The sequence below is a fragment of the Curtobacterium sp. MCPF17_047 genome, assembly GCF_003234045.1.
Taxonomy (GTDB): Bacteria; Actinomycetota; Actinomycetes; order Actinomycetales; family Microbacteriaceae; genus Curtobacterium.
On the sequence record NZ_QKSF01000011.1, the window covers coordinates 54,818 to 72,657 of the forward strand.

18 protein-coding genes are annotated in these 17,840 nt (G+C 72.9%); 11 read left to right on the forward strand and 7 right to left on the reverse strand.

The features are described from left to right. The first annotated feature begins 114 nt into the window (after positions 1–114). Both DEJ33_RS12225 and DEJ33_RS12230 read left to right on the forward strand, forming a co-directional pair. Positions 115–1,284: an exonuclease SbcCD subunit D gene (locus tag DEJ33_RS12225; protein ID WP_111195126.1), complete on the forward strand. Its 1,170-nt coding sequence runs from the start codon at positions 115–117 to the stop codon at positions 1,282–1,284. Then, positions 1,284–4,328, forward strand: a complete 3,045-nt coding sequence (locus DEJ33_RS12230) for an AAA family ATPase (protein ID WP_111195127.1) — start codon at positions 1,284–1,286, stop codon at positions 4,326–4,328. Before DEJ33_RS12225 ends, DEJ33_RS12230 begins: the two co-directional genes overlap by 1 nt. Before the next feature lie 20 nt (positions 4,329–4,348). Here DEJ33_RS12230 and DEJ33_RS17290 read toward each other — a convergent pair whose 3' ends face one another. Both DEJ33_RS17290 and DEJ33_RS12235 read right to left on the reverse strand, forming a co-directional pair. Beyond that, positions 4,349–4,525 (reverse strand): hypothetical protein, encoded by a 177-nt coding sequence (locus DEJ33_RS17290; RefSeq protein ID WP_181421606.1) that lies wholly within the window; start codon positions 4,523–4,525, stop codon positions 4,349–4,351. Then, positions 4,522–5,328 carry a class E sortase gene (locus DEJ33_RS12235; protein WP_258378163.1) on the reverse strand — a complete coding sequence of 269 codons (807 nt, stop codon included), beginning with the start codon at positions 5,326–5,328 and terminating at the stop codon, positions 4,522–4,524. The genes DEJ33_RS17290 and DEJ33_RS12235 overlap by 4 nt, the downstream gene beginning before the upstream one ends. A gap of 134 nt (positions 5,329–5,462) precedes the next feature. Between DEJ33_RS12235 and DEJ33_RS12240 the strand changes: the two genes are divergently transcribed. Continuing rightward, positions 5,463–5,894 (forward strand): GNAT family acetyltransferase, encoded by a 432-nt coding sequence (locus DEJ33_RS12240; RefSeq protein ID WP_111195128.1) that lies wholly within the window; start codon positions 5,463–5,465, stop codon positions 5,892–5,894. Positions 5,895–5,954: 60 nt separating this feature from the next. On the opposite strand, the gene DEJ33_RS12245 is transcribed toward DEJ33_RS12240, so the two are convergent. After that, complete coding sequence (locus DEJ33_RS12245) at positions 5,955–6,863, reverse strand: EamA family transporter (RefSeq protein WP_111195129.1); 909 nt, start codon at positions 6,861–6,863, stop codon at positions 5,955–5,957. Positions 6,864–6,899: 36 nt separating this feature from the next. Between DEJ33_RS12245 and DEJ33_RS12250 the strand changes: the two genes are divergently transcribed. The 6 genes from DEJ33_RS12250 (at position 6,900) to DEJ33_RS12275 (ending at position 13,242) form a co-directional block, all read left to right on the forward strand. Next, positions 6,900–8,054, forward strand: coding sequence for a CPBP family intramembrane glutamic endopeptidase (locus DEJ33_RS12250; protein ID WP_146242612.1), 1,155 nt, complete (start codon positions 6,900–6,902; stop codon positions 8,052–8,054). Between the two features lie 9 nt (positions 8,055–8,063). Beyond that, the gene (gene recQ / locus DEJ33_RS12255) at positions 8,064–9,923 is read left to right on the forward strand and encodes a DNA helicase RecQ (protein ID WP_111195131.1); all 1,860 of its coding nucleotides are present in this window, start codon (positions 8,064–8,066) and stop codon (positions 9,921–9,923) included. Between the two features lie 73 nt (positions 9,924–9,996). After that, the gene (locus tag DEJ33_RS12260) at positions 9,997–10,737 is read left to right on the forward strand and encodes a 1-acyl-sn-glycerol-3-phosphate acyltransferase (RefSeq protein ID WP_111079051.1); all 741 of its coding nucleotides are present in this window, start codon (positions 9,997–9,999) and stop codon (positions 10,735–10,737) included. Between the two features lie 100 nt (positions 10,738–10,837). Then, positions 10,838–11,239, forward strand: a complete 402-nt coding sequence (locus DEJ33_RS17610; RefSeq protein ID WP_146242613.1) for a hypothetical protein — start codon at positions 10,838–10,840, stop codon at positions 11,237–11,239. Beyond that, positions 11,223–12,176 carry a M23 family metallopeptidase gene (locus tag DEJ33_RS17700; protein WP_309147118.1) on the forward strand — a complete coding sequence of 318 codons (954 nt, stop codon included), beginning with the start codon at positions 11,223–11,225 and terminating at the stop codon, positions 12,174–12,176. Before DEJ33_RS17610 ends, DEJ33_RS17700 begins: the two co-directional genes overlap by 17 nt. A gap of 79 nt (positions 12,177–12,255) precedes the next feature. Next, positions 12,256–13,242 carry an NAD(P)-dependent oxidoreductase gene (locus DEJ33_RS12275; RefSeq protein WP_375334712.1) on the forward strand — a complete coding sequence of 329 codons (987 nt, stop codon included), beginning with the start codon at positions 12,256–12,258 and terminating at the stop codon, positions 13,240–13,242. On the opposite strand, the gene DEJ33_RS12280 is transcribed toward DEJ33_RS12275, so the two are convergent. Further along, entirely contained in the window at positions 13,196–13,384 is a 189-nt protein-coding gene (locus tag DEJ33_RS12280; protein WP_110904091.1) for a hypothetical protein, read from the reverse strand. The two genes, DEJ33_RS12275 and DEJ33_RS12280, sit on opposite strands and share 47 nt — an antisense overlap. Positions 13,385–13,410: 26 nt before the next feature. Next, a complete protein-coding gene (locus tag DEJ33_RS12285; RefSeq protein WP_110904092.1) occupies positions 13,411–13,917 on the reverse strand; it encodes a MarR family winged helix-turn-helix transcriptional regulator in 507 nt (168 codons plus the stop codon). 165 nt (positions 13,918–14,082) lie between these two features. On the opposite strand from DEJ33_RS12285, the gene DEJ33_RS12290 reads away from it, so the two are divergent. Continuing rightward, positions 14,083–14,973, forward strand: a complete 891-nt coding sequence (locus DEJ33_RS12290) for an alpha-E domain-containing protein (RefSeq protein WP_111079052.1) — start codon at positions 14,083–14,085, stop codon at positions 14,971–14,973. A gap of 39 nt (positions 14,974–15,012) precedes the next feature. Here the strand turns inward: DEJ33_RS12290 and DEJ33_RS12295 are convergent, their stop codons facing one another. Further along, on the reverse strand, positions 15,013–16,362 hold the full coding sequence (locus DEJ33_RS12295) for an MFS transporter (protein ID WP_111079053.1): 1,350 nt from the start codon (positions 16,360–16,362) through the stop codon (positions 15,013–15,015). A gap of 5 nt (positions 16,363–16,367) precedes the next feature. Next, positions 16,368–16,832, reverse strand: a complete 465-nt coding sequence (locus DEJ33_RS12300; RefSeq protein ID WP_111195133.1) for a MarR family winged helix-turn-helix transcriptional regulator — start codon at positions 16,830–16,832, stop codon at positions 16,368–16,370. A gap of 173 nt (positions 16,833–17,005) precedes the next feature. Between DEJ33_RS12300 and DEJ33_RS12305 the strand changes: the two genes are divergently transcribed. Then, positions 17,006–17,758 (forward strand): SDR family NAD(P)-dependent oxidoreductase, encoded by a 753-nt coding sequence (locus DEJ33_RS12305; protein ID WP_111079055.1) that lies wholly within the window; start codon positions 17,006–17,008, stop codon positions 17,756–17,758. Positions 17,759–17,840 lie beyond the last annotated feature (82 nt).

The window sequence follows — 17,840 nt, forward strand, 5'->3', positions numbered from 1 at the left end:
GCGACTCGGGACAGTCGCCGTGGTCATCATGCTGCGCCTTCGTGCCTGTGCGTTCCACCCCCAACAGGAGGGGGCGCCCCGGCGATGTCCCCGGCGGCCGTTACCGTGGCTCGCATGCGGATCCTGCACACGGGCGACTGGCACCTCGGACGCACGCTGCTCGGGGCGGACCTGCTCGAGCACCAGGCGGCGTTCCTCGACCACCTCGTGCAGGTGGTCCGCGAGCGCGCGGTCGACCTCGTCGTGGTCGCCGGCGACGTCTACGACCGGGCCATCCCGCCGGTGGAGGCGGTCCGGATGCTCTCGCGCGTGCTCGAACGCCTGTCCGAGACGGCGACGGTCGTCGTGACGCCCGGCAACCACGACTCCGCCGTCCGACTCGGGTTCGGCGCCGGCGTGATGAGCGACCGCGTGCGGATCCTCGCCGAGCCGTCCCGACTGGCGGAACCGGTGCTGGTGGACGCCGCCGACGGGGGTGGCCCGGTCGCCGTGTACGGCCTGCCCTACCTGCAGCCCGACATGGTCCGCTACGCGCTCGCCCCGGTGCCGGACGAGCCACTCGCCCGCTCGCACCAGGCGGTCGTCGGGGCCGCGACGGACCTGGTCCGAGCCGACCTCGCCGGTCGCCCGGGCACGCGTTCGGTCGTCGTCGCGCACGCCTTCGTCGGTGGTGCCCTGGCCAGCGACAGCGAGCAGGACATCCGGGTCGGCGGGGTCGACCGGGTCGCCGAGTCCACCTTCGACGGCATCGACTACGTCGCCCTCGGACACCTGCACGGCCCACAGCGGGTCGGGGTGGGCGACCGCATCCGGTACGCGGGCTCACCGCTGGCGTTCTCGTTCGGCGAGCGGAACCACACCAAGTCCGTGACCCTCGTCGAGCTGGCAGCGGACGGGTCCGTGACGGTGGAACTCCTGCCGACCCCGGTGCCCCGACGGCTCGTGGACGTCCGCGGCAGCATCGGGCAGATCGAGTCCGGGGCCTTCGCCGAACACGTCGACGCCTGGGTCCGGGTCGCCGTCACCGACACCGTGCACCCCGAGCGGTTGTACGCCCGCGTCAAGGACCGCTTCCCGCACGCGCTCGCGATCACGCACGAGCCCGCGGACGCCCCGGAGCGCTCGGCTGCGCGGGCGGTCAGTGCGACGAGCGACCCGGTGGAGGTCGCAGCCGACTTCGTCACCTACGCGACGGGTGGTGCGCTGGACGAGGTCGAGCTCGCGATCCTCCGCAACGCGTACGAGTCCGCGGCCGCCGCGCTCGCCGAGCAGGGGGCGCGCTGATGTACCTGCACCGCCTGGAACTCCGCGCTGTCGGTCCCTACCCGGACCTGGTGTCGATCGACTTCGCGTCCCTCGCCGCCTCGGGGGTGTTCCTGCTCGAGGGGCCGACGGGTTCCGGCAAGTCGACCATCATCGACGCCGTCGTCTACGCCCTCTACGGCGGGCTCGCCGGCAGCGACGCCAGCACCGACCGCCTGCACAGCCAGCACGCCGACCCCAGGGTGGAGCCCTTCGTCGACCTGGTCTTCGAGACGAGCGCCGGGGTGTACCGCGTCCGCCGCACCCCGCCGTACGACCGCCCGAAGCAGCGGGGGACCGGCACGATCCGGCAGCAGTCCTCGGCGCAGCTCCTCCGGCTGGCCGACCCGTCCGACCTGGTCGGCGAACCGATCTCGCACCGGGCGCCGGAGATCGGCGTGGAGATCGCTCGCGTGGTCGGGCTGAACCGGGACCAGTTCCTGCAGACCGTGGTCCTGCCGCAGGGGGAGTTCGCGCGGTTCCTCCGCGCCCCCGGCGAAGACCGCCGCAAGCTCCTGCAGTCGCTGTTCGGCACCGCGATCTACGACCGGACCGCCGACGAACTCGCCGCCCGGCGCCGCACGGCCGTCGCGGAGGTCGAGGCAGCCGACGCCCGGGTACGGGACGCCCTCGGGCGGTTCCGGCAGGCGTCCGGGGACGACGACGCCGACGAGTCCACCGCCACCGACGTGGTCGCCACGCTGCACCGGACGGCGACCGAGCTCGAGCAGGCGCGGACGCATGCCCGGGTCGATGCCGAACAGGCCGTCGCCCACCTGCACGACGTGACCACGCGGCTCGCCGCCGTCGACCGACGACGCGCACTGCTCGCCCGTCAGGAGGCCCTCGCCGCCGACGCCGCGGCGGTCGCCGGACACCGTACCGCCCTGGGCCTCGCGGACCACGCCGCGGTGGTCGTCGCCGTCGCGGACGGAGCGGCCGCAGCCGAGGACCGCCTGACCGCGCTGGTGGGGGAACGCTCCGCCGTGCGTGACCGGCACGAGGTCACCGATCCCGTCCCGCGGGAAACACATGACCGGCTCGCGGCGGTCCGGTCCGAGGTCCGGCACCCGGTCGACCTCGAGCAGTCCATCGACCAGCGGGTCTCCGCCGTGCGCACGGCCACGACCGACCTCGAGCGGACGCAGACCCGGCTCGCCGAGGCGGCCACCGCGCTCGCGGTGCGGCCGGACGAGCGTGCCGAGATCGTCCTGGCTGCCGGACGGTCCGCGGCAGCCGCTGCCGACGCGCCCGCTGCCGAACGCGCGGTGGAGGCGGCGCAGGAGCTGGCCGTCCTGCTCGCCGCACACCGGGTCGCGTCCGGACGGACGTCGGACCTGGCCGCTGCCGTGACACAGGCCGCCACGACGGCCGCTGCCGCCCTCGCCACCGAGAACGACCTGCGGGCCCGACGCATCGCCGGGCTCGCCGGCGAACTCGGTGCAGCGCTCGTCGCCGGCGACCCCTGCCCGGTGTGCGGTGCCGTCGAGCACCCGGCCGTGGCCCGGCCGCAGGACGACCACCCGAGCGCCGACCAGATCGACGACGCCGCCGCGGCGCGTGCCGACGCCGAGCGGGCCCTCGCGGCCGCGACCGCCGACCACGCCGTCGCCCGGGCGGAACTCCTCCGGCTGACCGAGGCCGTCGGTGAGCACGATGACGAATCGGTCGCCCGGCAGCGCACCGACGCCGACGCTCGACTGGCCACCGCCCGTGCTGCGGCCGCCGCGGTCCAGGAGCACGAGCGACGGCTGCAGGCCCACGACCGCGCGACCCGCGCGCTCGAGGACGACCACACGGACCTGGTCACCCGGAGCCGACTGCTCGCCGACCGGATCGAGGGCGCCCGGTCACGCCTGGACGAGGACCGGGCCCGTGTCGACGAGGCCCGACGCAGCGTCCGCCTGGTGCTCGAGCAGGCCGTCTCGGCGGGTGCGGGGACCGAGGCGCGGGCCGCGGCCGAGGTCGACGCCCGCGACGGCTCGACCCTCGCCGAGGTCGTCGCGCGAGTCGCCGCAGCCGGGACGGTCCTCCGCACGGTGGCCGACCTCGACGACCGCGTGACCGCCGCCGAGCGCGAGGTCGCCGACCGCAAGGCCGAGGTCGACGCCGCACTGCAGGCCCAGGGCTTCACCGACGTCACCGCTGCCCGCGCGGCCGCGCTCAGCCGGACCGACGCGGACCGGTTGCGCGGGATCGTCGCCGCGGCGGACCGTGAGCAGGCCGTGGTGGAGGCCGGGCTCGCCGAGCCCGCGGTGGTCGCCGCAGCCGCCGACTCGTCGACGGGGACGGGCCCGGGGACCGTGCTCGACCGGGACGCCGCGCAGGGCGCACGGGACGCCGCTGCCGTCGCCCTCGACGACGCCACCCGGGCCGCCGCGGCCGCAGCCGACCGAGCGAGCTCCGCCGACGAGTGCGCCACCGGCCTGGCCCGGGCCGTGCACGCGCGAGCGACCACGAGCGCCGAGAGCCGGGCCGTGGTCCGCCTCGCCGACATCGCCGCCGCCGCTGCCCACGTCAACCCGACCGGCATCACGCTCGGCACCTACGTGCTGATGCGCCGGTTCGAGGACGTCGTCGCCGCGGCCAACGACCGACTCCGTGCGATGCTCGCCGGCCGGTTCACCCTCGAGACCTCCGACGAGCGGGAGTCCGGCACCCGGGCTCGCCGGACCGGGCTGGCGCTGGCCGTCCGCGACCACCTGACCGACAGCACGCGGGACCCGCGGAGCCTGTCCGGCGGCGAGACCTTCACGTTCTCGCTCTGCCTGGCGCTCGGGCTCGCGGACGTCGTGCAGGCCGAGGCCGGCGGGGTGTCGCTCGGCACGCTGTTCGTCGACGAGGGGTTCGGCACCCTCGACCCGGAGACCCTCGACGACGTCATCGGGCAGCTGTCCCGCCTGACCGCCGGCGGACGCCAGGTCGGCATCGTCAGTCACGTCGAGGAGCTCAAGCAGCGTATCCCGGAGCGCATCGCGGTGCGCCGGACCCCCGAGGGCGGCTCACGCGTCACGACCACGGTCTGACCGGAGCACCCGCGGGGGCGTCAGGGGTGCGGTGTCGCGTCCACGGTCCCGTCGGGCGGCGGCAGGATGTCGGCCGCGATCCACGGGAAGACCCACGTGAAGAGCACGAAGACGATGGCGACGAGGAGCACGAGGAGCTCCAGCACCTTCACGGCGGTCGGGCCGGGCAGCACGCGCCAGACGAGGGGGAAGATCACTTGGCGGCCTCCGTCAGTTCCTTCGGCGTGCCGTCGGACGCCTGCATCCAGTAGTCCATCTTCGCGTGCACGACGTACCGCTGGGCGGCGGACCACATCGGGTGGCAGGCGGTGAGGGTGAGCCAGCGGTCCTCGGCGGAGGGTTCCACGCCGGGCTTGTTCGGGACCGGTGCGATGGTCTCGATGTGGTCGGGGGTGACGATCTGACTGTCGGTGACCTTGTACACGTACCAGACGTCGAACTTGGTCTTCGCGTCGGTGACCCGGACGACGATGGGATCGCCGGACTTCAGGTCGGCGATCTGGTTCAGGGGCTTGCCGTAGGTGACGCGGTGGCCGGCGACGGCGAAGTTGCCCTCGGCGCCGGGCATCGCGGTGTCCTGGTAGTGGCCGAGGCCGATGGTGTTGAGGACCTGTTCGCGGTCGGTGCCCTCACCGATGGGCCGGTTGTAGTCGGCGCCGAAGCGCGGGATCTGCATCGTCCCGAACACCGTGGAGAGCCCCGGCGGTTCGCTGAGCACGGGGGCTGCGTCACGGCGCTCGGTGCCGACGACCTTCTTCGGTTCCGGCTGGTCGAGCGTCTGCACGAGCTTCGTCTGCTCGTTCACCGCGACGACGTCGGTCCACCACGCGGTCCAGATCACGTAGAGCCCGGTCCCGGCACCCGCGATGATCAGGAGCTCGGCGAGCAGGGCGACGAGCGCTCCGCCGACGGTCTGGCGTGGACGCCGACGTCGGGGCTGTCCGGGGACGTCGTCGTCGCGGGCATCGCGCCGCGACGGCAGCGTGTCGTGAGAGGTCACAGGGGCTCCGGATCGGTGAGGTCGGCGCAGTAGGTCTATCAGACCACGACGACGGCGTGCTGCGGGCACCTTCCACAACTCGGTCCGGCATCGGCGTCCGATCCACGGCCGGGATGCTCGGTACCGTTGTGCGGATGGAGTCCGTCATCCGTCCCTTCCGCCCCGCCGACACCGAGGCCGTCGTCGCGCTCTGGCAGGCCTGCGGCCTGGTCCGTCCGTGGAACGACCCACGCCGTGACATCGCGCGGAAGGCCTCCGTGCAGCCCGAGCTGTTCCTGGTGGCGACCGACCGGGAGGCCGTGGTCGCCGCCGGCATGGCCGGTTTCGACGGGCACCGGGGCTGGGTCAACTACCTGGCGGTGTCACCGGACCGGCAGGGCAGCGGACTCGGTCGGCGGCTGATGGGCGAGTTCGAGCGGCTGCTCACCGACCTCGGCTGCCCGAAGCTGAACCTGCAGGTGCGCGCCGGGAACGAGCGGGTGATCGCGTTCTACGAGTCGCTGGGGTACGCCGACGACCACACCGTGTCGCTGGGCAAGCGCCTGATCCGCGACGACCTGGCCTGAGCCGATCCGCAGGCGGACGGTCAGGCGGACGGTCAGGCGGCTCCGGGCGGGACCGGTCCGTCAGGACAGCGCGAGCCCGACCGACGCCGCGAACGCCAGCCCGATGCCCGTGGTCTGCAGTGCGGTGAGCCGTTCGCGGAGCACGATGCCGGCGAGCACCACCGTGCCGATCGGGTACAGCGCGTTGAGGACGCTGATCACCGGCAGGGTCGAGGGGTCGTCGCTCGAGTGCAGCCCCGCCTGGATGAACACGTTCGCCATCGCGTCGAGCACACCGCACCCGACGAGCACGAGCAGCAGGGCGTGCGGAGGTCGTACCCGACCGGCCGCGGGGCGGCCGTCGGTGGTCGTCGGGACGGTGGGTGAGCCTCCCGTCCGGATCCGGAGCGTGACCAGCGCCGCTGTGCCGAGCAGCACCACCTGCAGCGTCCGCGCGACCAGCAGGGTGGCGATGCCGGAGTCCGCCGGCGCGGCGTCGTAGCCGAGCACGACACCGCCGAAGCCGCACCCGGCCACCGCGGCGGTGACCACACCGCGGAGGGTGAGTCGGGCGCCTCCCGGGTCGGGGACGGCCGCGACGAGCGCCACCGCGACCACCGCCACGACGAGCGCGACCACCCCGAGCGGTGACAGCACGGTGCCACGGAACAGGGCGACGACGACCGGGACGACCGCGGAGAACACGGCGGTGAGCGGCGACAGCACGCTCATCGGTCCGATCGCGAGCGCCGCGTAGAGGAGGAGCACGCCGACCGCGCCGGAGACCCCGGCGACCACGCCGGCGACCGCGGCCGGTCCGGAGAACCGCCCGCCGAGGACCGCGAAGCCGACGAGCAGCGGCACCAGGCCGACCAGGGCCGCGACGGCCGCGACGGTCACGGGTCGGACCCGGCGCGACGCGAGCCCACCGAGGAAGTCGGCGGCGCCGTAGACGAGGGCGCCGCCGAGGCCGAGCAGGACGGTGATCACGGGTCCCATCCTGCCCGCACCGGTACTCTGCACGGCGTGAGCGTTCCCTACCACCGGTTGCCCCGTGTCGATGCGAACTGGCGGTGGTGGCGGCCACTGGTCGCTGTGGCGGTGTTCCTCGGCTTCTACCTGGTGTCGCAGTTCGTGATCGCGATCGCCTACTTCGTGCCGATCGGCGCGCAGCGCGGACAGGCCGGGCTCATCGACCTGACGGACAAGCTGTCCGCCGGCGCGCTCGACCCGACCGACCCGCTCGTCCTGTCGCTGACGCTGGTGTCGCTCGTGGTGCTCCTGCCGGCGGTCATGCTGTCCGCGAAGATCGCCGGACTCGGTCCGTACGGGCTCCTGTCGTCGGTGCGCACCCGGATCCGCTGGGGATGGCTCGGCTGGTGCCTGCTGCCGCTCCTGGCACTCGCGATCGTGATGTTCGCGGTCCAGGGCCTCGGGTACCTGGCGTTCGACGGCGGCCTGCACTGGAACACCGCTGCACTCGGGCAGTCGACCGTGACGCTGCAGACGCTGACCCTGACGATCCTGCTGGTGGTCCTGCTCGTGCCGTTCCAGGCCGCGGCCGAGGAGTACGTCTTCCGCGGGTTCCTCATGCAGACGATCGGCTCCTGGATCCCGGTCCGCGCCGTCGGCGCGGTCGTCGCGGTCGTGGTGTCGACCGTGCTGTTCGCCGTCCTGCACGTGCCGAACGGCTACAACGTCTGGGGCATCCTCGACGTCGGCTCGTTCGGCTTGGTCGCCGCGATCATCGTGCTGCGGACCGGGGGGCTCGAGGCGACGGTCCTCCAGCACGCGCTCAACAACATCATGATCTTCGTGCTGCAGGCGCCGGGATGGTCGAAGGTGGACCTCACCGGCGAGGGGGCGCAGGGCACGTGGCAGGGCTTCGTCGTGACGCTCGCGACCTCGCTCGGGTACTGGGGGCTCGTCGAGCTGATGGCGCACTGGCGGCGCTTGGACCGCCGGTTCCCGGGGCAGGAGGCACCGCGGTTCCGCGGGCACACGCCGCTCTGGGCGGGTGGCCGCCAGTGGCTCCGGCCGGGAGGCGCGGGCTGGTCGATCACGCCCGCTCGCGGCGACGAGACGGGCTCGTGCGGCGACCCGGTGCTGGTCGAGGCGGGTCAGGCTTCGCCGGTGGCATCCCCTGTCGAGAAGTCCGGTGGTGTCGGCCCGCGGCCGTAGGCTCGTCGCATGAGTTCGACTGGTGTCGCTGTGCCCGGCGTCGAGTCGGCAGGCTCCCGGTCTGCTGCCCTCGACGTGCTCCACCGGGTGTGGGGGTACGACGCGTTCCGCGGCGAACAGGCCCGGATCATCGACCGCGTGGTCGCCGGCGGCGACGCCCTCGTCCTCATGCCGACCGGTGGCGGCAAGTCCCTCTGCTACCAGGTCCCGTCGCTCGTCCGCGACGGCATCGGGGTGGTCGTCTCGCCGCTGATCGCCCTCATGCAGGACCAGGTCGACGCGCTCGCCGCCAACGGTGTCCGGGCCGCCTTCCTCAACTCCACGCAGGCTCCGGACGAGCGCGCCCGGGTCGAGCGTGACGTCGTCACCGGCCAGGTCGACATGCTCTACCTGGCTCCCGAGCGGCTGAAGATCGAGTCCACCCGCTCCCTGCTCGACCGGGCCCGGATCGCACTCTTCGCGATCGACGAAGCGCACTGTGTGGCGCAGTGGGGGCACGACTTCCGTCCGGACTACCTGGAACTCAGCGTGCTCCACGAGCGCTGGCCGGACGTCCCCCGGATCGCCCTGACCGCGACGGCGACCCCGCAGACCCACCGCGAGATCTCCGCCCGGCTCGGACTCGACGACGCCGCGCACTTCGTCGCCGACTTCGACCGGCCGAACATCCAGTACCGGATCGAGCCGAAGACCGGGGCGCTGCAGCAGCTCCTGACCTTCATCCGCACCGAGCACAGCGGCGACGCCGGCATCGTCTACTGCCTGTCCCGCAACTCGGTCGAACGGACCGCCGCGGCGCTCGTGCAGCAGGGCATCGCCGCGCTGCCGTACCACGCCGGTCTCGACGCCCGGGTGCGCGAGCGCAACCAGGCGCAGTTCCTCCGCGAGGACGGCATCGTCATGGTCGCCACGATCGCGTTCGGCATGGGCATCGACAAGCCCGACGTCCGCTTCGTCGCGCACCTCGACATGCCGAAGTCGGTGGAGGGCTACTACCAGGAGACCGGCCGTGCCGGGCGTGACGGCCTGCCCGCCACCGCGTGGCTGGCGTACGGACTGAACGACGTCGTGCAGCAGCGGCGGATGATCGACCAGTCCGAGGGCGACGCCGCACACCGCCGGCAGCTCAGTGCGCACCTGGACGCCATGCTCGCGCTCTGCGAGACGATCGAGTGCCGGCGCGTGCGCCTGCTCGCGTACTTCGGGCAGGAGTCGTCCGCGTGCGGCAACTGCGACACGTGCCTGGCCCCGCCGGAGTCGTGGGACGGCACGGTGCCGGCGCAGAAGCTGCTGTCGACCATCGTGCGGCTCGACCGCGAGCGCGGGCAGCGCTACGGCGTCGCGCACCTCGTCGACATCCTCACCGGCAAGCAGTCGCCCCGCGTGACCGAGCTCGGACACGACTCCCTCGCCACGTTCGGCATCGGCCAGGACCTGTCCGACGCCGACTGGAAGGCCGTCGCCCGGCAGCTGCTCGCACAGGGGTACGTCGCCGTGTCCGGCGACGGGTACGGCACACTCGTCCTCAGCCCGACGAGCGCCGAGGTCCTGGCCGGACGGGTCGATGTCCGGATGCGCCGCGACCCGGTGAAGGCCCCGCGTGCCGGTCGGACCCGGCGCTCCGCCGTGGTGTCGGACATGCCGCAGGAAGCCATGCCGCTCTTCGAGTCCCTGCGGCAGTGGCGTGCCGGGCAGGCCCGCGAGCAGGGGGTGCCCGCGTACGTGGTGTTCAACGACGCCACCCTGCGCGGCATCGCCGCCGTGAAGCCGTCCGACCTCGACGAACTGTCCGAGATCTCCGGCGTCGGTGCCGCGAAGCTCGAGTCCTACGGGCGGGCCGTGCTCGACGTCGTGGCGGCCGCGGTCTGACCCATGCCGCTCGGGGCATGCTGCCCCCGGGTCCGTCATTACACTCGGGAACTCCCGTCCGACAGGAGGCCGTGTGACCGGTTCGACGAAGTCCGCCACCGTGCTCGGGCGCGCCGTGGTGGCGCCCCTCGCGCGACTGCTGTGGCGGCCTGAGGTGGTCGGCCGGAAGAACGTCCCGAAGCGCGGTCCGGTGATCCTCGCGAGCAACCACCGGTCCTTCGTCGACTCACCGACGATCACGCTGCTGGCACCGCGGAAGGTGTCGTTCCTCGCGAAGCAGGAGTACTTCACCGGCACGGGCCTCCGGGGTGCGCTCTCGCGAGCGTTCTTCTCGGGGATCGGCGCGATCGGTGTCGAGCGGGGCGCAGGAGCCGCAGCGCAGCAGGCCCTCGACCTGGGTCTCGCCCGTCTGCAGGCGGGTGAGGCGTTCGCGATCTACCCCGAGGGCACCCGGTCGCTCGATGGTCGTCTCTACAAGGGGCGGACCGGTGTCGCCTGGCTCGCCCTGACGAGCGGAGCCCCGGTCGTCCCGGTCGCGCTCACCGGGACCGAGGACGTGCAGCCCGTCGGGTCGCGCCTGCCCCGGCTCGCTCGGGTGCGGATCGAGTTCGGCGAGCCGATCGACCTCTCCGGCTTCGGTGCCGCGACCTCGGGTCGCGCACGGCGGCAGGCGACGGACGCGGTGACCGCGGCGATCCAGGCCCTCAGCGGACAGGAGCCGGCCGGCGTGTACAACGAGCCGCCGGCGACCATCGTCGAGCGGGTGAAGCGGATGCTGCAGCACGACGACCGCGGGGACGGACAGCCCGACTGAGAGCGCTATTGCGGATGTGAAATACAAATACTATGCTCGATCCGGCTCGTCCGGATCAGCATCGGCGGGTCACCCGAACTCCTCCAGGGAAAGGCCCACCATGTCCTCGACGCCCCTCTTCGACGCGATCGCCCGGCGGAGCCAGCGCTCCGGACCAGCACCGACCGCTCGTCTGGACGCTCCCGCCGGCCTCACCATGGCGAGCGCCGCCGTGTCGGTCGCCAGCACGCCCGCATCACCGCTCGACGCCCCCGCTCCGGAGCCGGCCGAGGCTCCGGAGGCTCCCGTCGCCCCCGCCGCTGCCGTCGTCCCCGCTGACCTCGTGGAGGTCATCGACGGGATCCCCGCCAGCCTCCGAGCCTCGCTCGCACGCGAGCACGTCGTCTGCCGCGAGCAGCTCCCCTTGGTCGAGGCGGTCGTCGACGCTGTCACCCGCGCGGTGGTCGACGCCGTCGCGGTCGAGGTCGAGCGGATCGTCGCCACCGGTGTCGTCCGGGTCTGATCGGGCGTTCCGCGACGTGTCCTCGACCGGGTCGACGTCCCTGGCCAGCCCGACAGCACTGGCCAGCCCGACGTCCCCAATCCAGTACGGGTCCCGCCGAGCGCGTCGGGCTGCCGAAGAGGCCGCTCAGGTCGCCGCCGCCCGGGGTGGGCCGCTCGGCGCCGCCCGGGCCTCCGTGGTCCGGCTGTCCGGCTCGGCCGTGACCCGGCGATCGCTCCGGCCACGTGTCTCGCTCACCGTCGCCCTCGTCCACGCATCGGCCGTCTCCGCCGTGCAGGACGTCCGTGACCACTGGTGGGGGCGGCGCAGGCTGGCGGTGACGTCGGTCGCGATCACGACCTGTCTGCTCGTCACGGAGGCAGCCCCGCAGTCGGCCGTCGCCGCGCCGACCGTCGTGGTCGCGCCGCCTCCGCGGTCCCAGGACTTCCACGCGGTCGGCACCTCGCCGGACGCCCTGCCGCGTTCGGACTTCACCGTCGTCGGTCGGACCACGGACGGGGTGGTCCTCACCCGCCTGCCCGGGTCCGCCCAGGCGGTGGCCCGTCCGGTCGCCGGCACCATCCCGTCGGCGGGGAACTTCGGTGGGCGGAACGTCGCCGGGTGTGCTGCCTGCTCCACGAGGCACCAGGGCACCGACTTCGCCGCGGCGACCGGGACGCCCGTGTTCGCGGTGATGTCCGGCACGGTCGTGTCCGCGGGGGTGCTGGGCGGTTACGGCAACCAGGTGCTGCTCCGACACCCGGACGGCACCGAGACCCGCTACGGCCACCTGTCGGTCATCGGTGTGCGACCCGGGCAGTCGGTCAGCGTGGGGGAGCGCCTGGGCGCAGTGGGCAGCACCGGGGTCTCCACCGGACCGCACCTGCACTTCGAGGTGATCCTCGGCCACCCGGTCGACCCGGAGCCGTGGCTCGCCGCGCGGGGGCTCCTGCGCTGACGCCCTTCCTGCGCCGGCACTCCTCCTGCCCCGACACTCCTCCTGCACCGACGGGGGTCGGGCCGTCGTCATCCACGACCTGGCCGGCGCTGCGCCAGCACCCCGGGGAGCCGCGTACCGTCGAGTTCGTCGTGGCAGGGAGCCACACGGTGAGGAGACCACGGTGCGCGTGTCGGTGTTGGGAACCGGAGCGATGGGAGCAGGCGTCGCGCAGTCGCTGCTCCGTGCTGGGCACGACGTCACGGTGTGGAACCGGACCGAGGAGCGTGCACGGCCGCTCGCCGAGTCCGGGGCGGCGGTGGCCGCCGACGCTGCCGACGCGGTGTCGCAGGCACAGGTCGTGCTGCTGACCCTGTTCGACACCGACGCGGTGGTCGACGTCCTCGAGCACGCTGCCGGGGACGCTCCGCAGGACGCCGTGTGGGTGCAGGCGTCGACCATCGGTGTCGCCGGCACCGAGACCGTCGTGCAGCTCGCCGAGAAGTACGGCATCACCCTGGTCGAGGCGATGATGCTCGGCACCAAGGCACCGGCCGAGCAGGGCAAGCTGACCATGCTCGTCGCCGGTGCGGACGACCCGGTGTCGGTCGTCGAGCCGGTGCTGGACGCCGTCAGTGCCAAGGTCGTCCGTGCCGGGGACCAGGTCGGTCAGGGCACGGCGTTGAAGCTGGCCGCGAACGCCTGGATCGCCTCGATCACCGCCGCGACCGGTCAGTCGTTGGCGATCGCCCGCGCGCTCGGGCTCGACCCGCAGCTGTTCCTCGACGCGATCGACGGCTCCGCCAGCGACTCGGCCTACGCCCACACCAAGGGCGCGGCCATGATCTCGGGGGAGTTCCCGGCGCAGTTCGCGCTCGACGGCCTCCGGAAGGACATCGGCCTGATCACCGACGCCGCGCGCGACTCGGACGTCGACACGACCCTGCTGGACGCCCTCGGCCGGGTCTACGCGGACGCCAGTGCTGCGGGGCACGGCGGCGACGACATCGCGGCGGTCGGCACCGCGTTCCGACCGCTCGTCAGGACCGGCGGAACACGTCCCGAAGGCGACGGGCGAACCGGCTGACCGACTCGTCGTTCAGCGTGTTCGCCAGGTCGAAGGCCTCCCGAGTGGGGTCGGCCCCGTCGCGGATCCGCCGGAGAGCAGCGTCCGCACGCGCGCGTGCGTCGAGTTCGGAGGCGGGCATGTCGTCCTCGGGCTCGCGCATCGTGTCAGCGTACGCCGGGCGCTCGGTCAGTACTCGTCGCCGTCGGTCTCGTCGACCGCGCCGGCCATCTGCTGCAGGAACGCGACGACGACGGCCATGTCCTCGGGCGGCAGGTGCTGCGCGACCTCGACGGCGCGGGAGTCCAGGTCACCGATCACGGCGAGTGCCCGGCGCATCGACTTGCCCGTCGCGGTGAGGATGACACCCCGCCGGTCAGCCGGGTCTGCGTGCCGCTCGACGTGACCGGAGCGGACGAGTCGGTCGACGAGCGCCGAGGTGGACGCCGCGGTGATGCCCAGGCGCTCCGCGAGTTCCTTCGAGTTGACGGTGCGCCCTGAGGTCTCGGCGTCGACGAGCACCCGCAGGGCTGTCAACGCGTTCTCACCGATCCCGAGTTCTTCACGCACGCGACGCTGGGCTGAGCTCTCCGCAGTGCGGTAGCGACGCAGGGCGTTCAACACGTCCACTGCGTCGACCCTGGAGTCCTCGCCGTACCAGAACCCCGGGGCTGCTGTCGTCACCTCGGAAGTCATACGGACAATGCTAGACGCTCTAGTTAGTTTGTCTAGCGAGCGTGATGACTTGCACGTCCAGCGTCCAGGGATCCATCAAACGGTGTCCCCCGCAACACCGGTGACGCGGCTCGGAAACACCCCGGCAACGAGCCGTCAGTAGGTTCGGCGCATGCAGGAGTCGCCGTGCTGAACCGACTCGCCAGGAGCGTCCACAGTGTCGGGGGCGCGGTCGAGCGGACGGACGTCGTCGCGCGCCTGCTCGACGTGCACCTGGCCCGGCGGGATCCCTCGACCGACGATCCCGGGCTCGGGCGGGACCTCCGGGCGGTGGTCGGTGCGGCGGTGATGCCGGACACGGACCTCAGCCCCTCGGCGACCCTCGACGCCCTGGCCCTGGACCGCCACGAACCGGCCTCGATCGCCGCGGCCGTCGCCGTCGCTCGGGACGACGCCCGTCGTGCCCGGGACGTCGTGTCCACCGAGTTGTGGGACTGCCTCAACACGACGCGCTCCCGGCTGCCCCGCAAGGTCGTCGGGGAGAAGGCGCACGAGTTCCTCGGCTGGGTGCGGGAGCGTAGCGCCCTGGCGGTCGGCGTGGTCGACGGGGACGTCAGCCGCGACGAGGTGTGGGAGTTCTTCACGCTCGGTCGGTCGCTGACCCGGTTGACCGTGACCGCGCGGATGCTCGCCTCGGACCTGCTCGACCCCGGCTCGGCGGCCTCCTGGTCCACCGCGCTGCGGGCCTGCGGAGCGGGCGAGGCCTTCCACCGGGAGTTCCGGCACGGCAGTACCACCGCCGATGCGGCCACGTTCCTCCTGCTCGACGAGCACAGCCCCCGGTCGCTGCTGTTCCTGGCCCGTCGCAGTGAGGGGTGTCTGGACGACCTCGTCGGGGTGCACCTGGCAGCGGAGGTCCGGGCGTTCGGCGAGGCACGTGCCGAACTCGAGACGGTGACGCCGGAGACCGCGGTGGACGCTGCCCGGTCGGCGGGCTCCCGGCTGGCGGCAGCGGCGGAGACGATCACGGCGGCGCTCGACCGCCGGGTGTTCACCGCGCCCGAACCGGCGCACTGACGCAGCGGTCACGGTCAGGATCCCCGGAGCCGCTTCGGCTCAGACCGCGCTCGAGCGCTCCACGACCGCTTCGTCGTGCTCCAGGTCACGCCGCACCGCTGCCCGTGCTGCGCGGGTCCCGGGTGCCGGGGTGACCACCGGGAGTGACCGCGTGACGGCCAGGTGCAGGCGGTTGTCGGCGTCGTACCGCAGACGGACGTGCTGGAACCGGACGAGCCACACGAGGGCGACCGCCAGGGCGACGAAGCCCGAGGCCGCGCCGACCCCGATCGCCCACCGCGGGCCCCACGCGTCGGCGACCGCGCCGACGATCGGGGCGCCGAGCGGTGTCCCGCCGGCGAAGACCGCCATGTAGAGGGCCATCACGCGGCCGCGCATCGCCGGCGTGGTGGTGGTCTGCACGAGGGCGTTCGCGGTGGTCATGAACGTCAGGGACGCCAGCCCGACGAAGGCGAGCAGGACCGCGAAGGTCCAGTACGTCGGTGCGACGGCCGCGGCGGTGCACGCGAGGCCGAACCCGCCGGCCGCGATGGTCAACGTGCGCATCCGGGGGACCTCCCGACGCGCCGAGAGCAGCGCGCCGAGGACCGACCCGACCGCCATCACGGAGTTGAGGAGCCCGAACTCGCCTGCGCCGCGGTGGAACTCCACGCGTGCCATCGTCGAGGTGAAGATCGGGAAGTTCACACCGAACGTCCCGACGACGAAGATCATGCAGAGCACCACGATGATGTCCGGCCGGGTCCGGACGTACCGGAAGCCCGCGACGAGCTGTCCCTTGCCGCGTGGGGCTCGCGCCCGGTCGGCGAGCTGTCGCGGGTCGACGAACCGCAGTGCGAGGAGCACGGCGAGGAACGACCCCGCGTTGATGACGAACACCCAGCCGGACCCGATCGCCGCGATGAGGACACCGGCGACCGCGGGTCCGATGAGCCGGGCGGCGTTGAACGACGCCGAGTTCAACGCGACGGCGTTCGAGACCTGCTCGCCCGTCACGACGTCGGAGACGAAGGCCTGGCGGACCGGGGTGTCGAACGCGGCGACCACGCCGAGTGCGAGCGCGAACCCGTAGAGGGACCAGAGCGTCGCGGTGTCGGTCAGGACCATCACGGCGAGCCCGAGGCCGAGCAGCCCCATCAGCCCCTGCGTGAGCATGAGCATCCGGCGTCGGTCGAAGCGGTCGGCGACCAGGCCGGTCCAGGGCAGCAGGACCAGCTGTGGACCGAACTGCAGCGCCATGGTGACCCCGACGGCCACGGCGTCGTCGTGGGTCAGCTGGGTGAGGACGAGCCAGTCCTGGGCGGTGCGCTGCATCCACGTGCCGATGTTCGACACGAGGGCACCGGCGAACCAGATGCGGTAGTTGCGTCCCGAGAGGGACCGGAACATGGCACTCACTGGGCGGCGAGCCTCCGGAGGATGTCGGTGGCGGCGGTGAGCGTCTTCCGTTCCGCCGCGGTGAGGGCGGCGAGGCGCGGGGTGAGCCAACCGTCGCGTCGCTGCCGGGTCTCGACGACCAGGTCGTCGCCGTCGGCGGTCGGGCAGAGCAGGACCTTCCGGCGGTCGTCGCCGTGGTCGTCCTTGGTGAGCAGGCCGCGGCCGATCAGTGCGGTGACGGTCTTCGTCATCGAGGGCGGGGTGACGCCCTCGTGACGGCTGAGGTCGGCGAGGGTCATCGCGCCCTCGCGGTGCAGCAGGGCGAGCGCGGAGAACTGGGCATCGCTGACGGTCGTGTCGGCCTTCTGTGCCCGCAGCGTCCGTGACAACCGGTTCACGGCGATCCGGACGTCGCTGGCGAGGGAGGGGTCGGCCGATCGGCGGCGACGCGCAGTGGTGGGGAGCGGGTCGGTGACGGTCACGAGTCGTCAGCCTAACTCATTAGTTCAGCGAACGAATTATCCTGGCCCGACCACGCGGAGTTCCGCGGTCCGACGTCCGATCGACCCCCGGCGTGACGGGCGTACAGTGGGGTCCTGGGCAACAGGTGTTGTCCAGTCGACACGGGCCGGAAGGCACGGGAGGAGCAGGACACATGAACGGGTTCGAGGGCAAGGTCGCCATCGTCACCGGTGGTGGCAGCGGCATCGGCGAGTCGATCGCGAAGGAGCTGGCGGCGGCGGGAGCCTCCGTCGTCGTCACGGACATCAGGCAGGAGACCGCCGAGCGAGTCGCCGCCGAGATCGAGCAGGCCGGTGGCACCGCAGCCGCCGTCTCCGCCAACTCGGCGATCGCCGCGGACAACGAGCGCGCCGTCCGGTTCGCCGTCGACACCTACGGCGCACTGCACCTCGCCGTCAACAACGCCGGCATCGGCGCCGCGCCGCAGCCCATCGGTGAGTACGACATCGAGGCGTGGGACCGCGTCCGCGCCGTCGACCTCGACGGTGTCTTCTACGGCCTGCGCTACGAGATCCCGGCGATCCTGGCGGCGGGCGGCGGCGCGATCGTCAACATGTCCTCGGTGCTCGGGTCGGTCGGCATCGCGGACAACGCCGCCTACGTCGCGTCGAAGCACGCCCTCGTCGGCCTGACGAAGGTCGCCGCGCTCGAGTACACGGCGAAGGGCGTCCGCACGAACGCCGTCGGCCCGGGCTTCATCGACACCCCGCTCGTCCGCTCCTCGCTGAGCGGCGACGAGCTCGCCGGGCTCGAGGCGCAGCACGCTGCGGGACGTCTCGGCACCGACGCCGAGGTCGCCGCGCTCGTCCTGTTCCTGCTCAGCGACCAGGCGTCGTTCATCAGCGGCAGCTACCACCTGGTCGACGGCGGGTACTCCGCGCACTGACCCGCGCACCCGCGCACCCGCGCGACGCGGGGACCGGACGGGAGGCCCGGCGGACGTGAGCAGACCCGCCCACGTCCGCCGG

Bases quoted from the DNA above. Each gene is read 5' to 3' on its own strand.
- DEJ33_RS12225 (WP_111195126.1), top strand. From the start codon at position 115: ATGCGGATCCTGCACACGGGCGACTGGCACCTCGGACGCACGCTGCTC.
- DEJ33_RS12230 (WP_111195127.1), top strand. From the start codon at position 1,284: ATGTACCTGCACCGCCTGGAACTCCGCGCTGTCGGTCCCTACCCGGAC.
- DEJ33_RS12240 (WP_111195128.1), top strand. From the start codon at position 5,463: ATGGAGTCCGTCATCCGTCCCTTCCGCCCCGCCGACACCGAGGCCGTC.
- recQ (WP_111195131.1), top strand. From the start codon at position 8,064: ATGAGTTCGACTGGTGTCGCTGTGCCCGGCGTCGAGTCGGCAGGCTCC.
- DEJ33_RS17610 (WP_146242613.1), top strand. From the start codon at position 10,838: ATGTCCTCGACGCCCCTCTTCGACGCGATCGCCCGGCGGAGCCAGCGC.
- DEJ33_RS12280 (WP_110904091.1), bottom strand. From the start codon at position 13,384: ATGCGCGAGCCCGAGGACGACATGCCCGCCTCCGAACTCGACGCACGC.
- DEJ33_RS12285 (WP_110904092.1), bottom strand. From the start codon at position 13,917: ATGACTTCCGAGGTGACGACAGCAGCCCCGGGGTTCTGGTACGGCGAG.
- DEJ33_RS12295 (WP_111079053.1), bottom strand. From the start codon at position 16,362: ATGTTCCGGTCCCTCTCGGGACGCAACTACCGCATCTGGTTCGCCGGT.
- DEJ33_RS12305 (WP_111079055.1), top strand. From the start codon at position 17,006: ATGAACGGGTTCGAGGGCAAGGTCGCCATCGTCACCGGTGGTGGCAGC.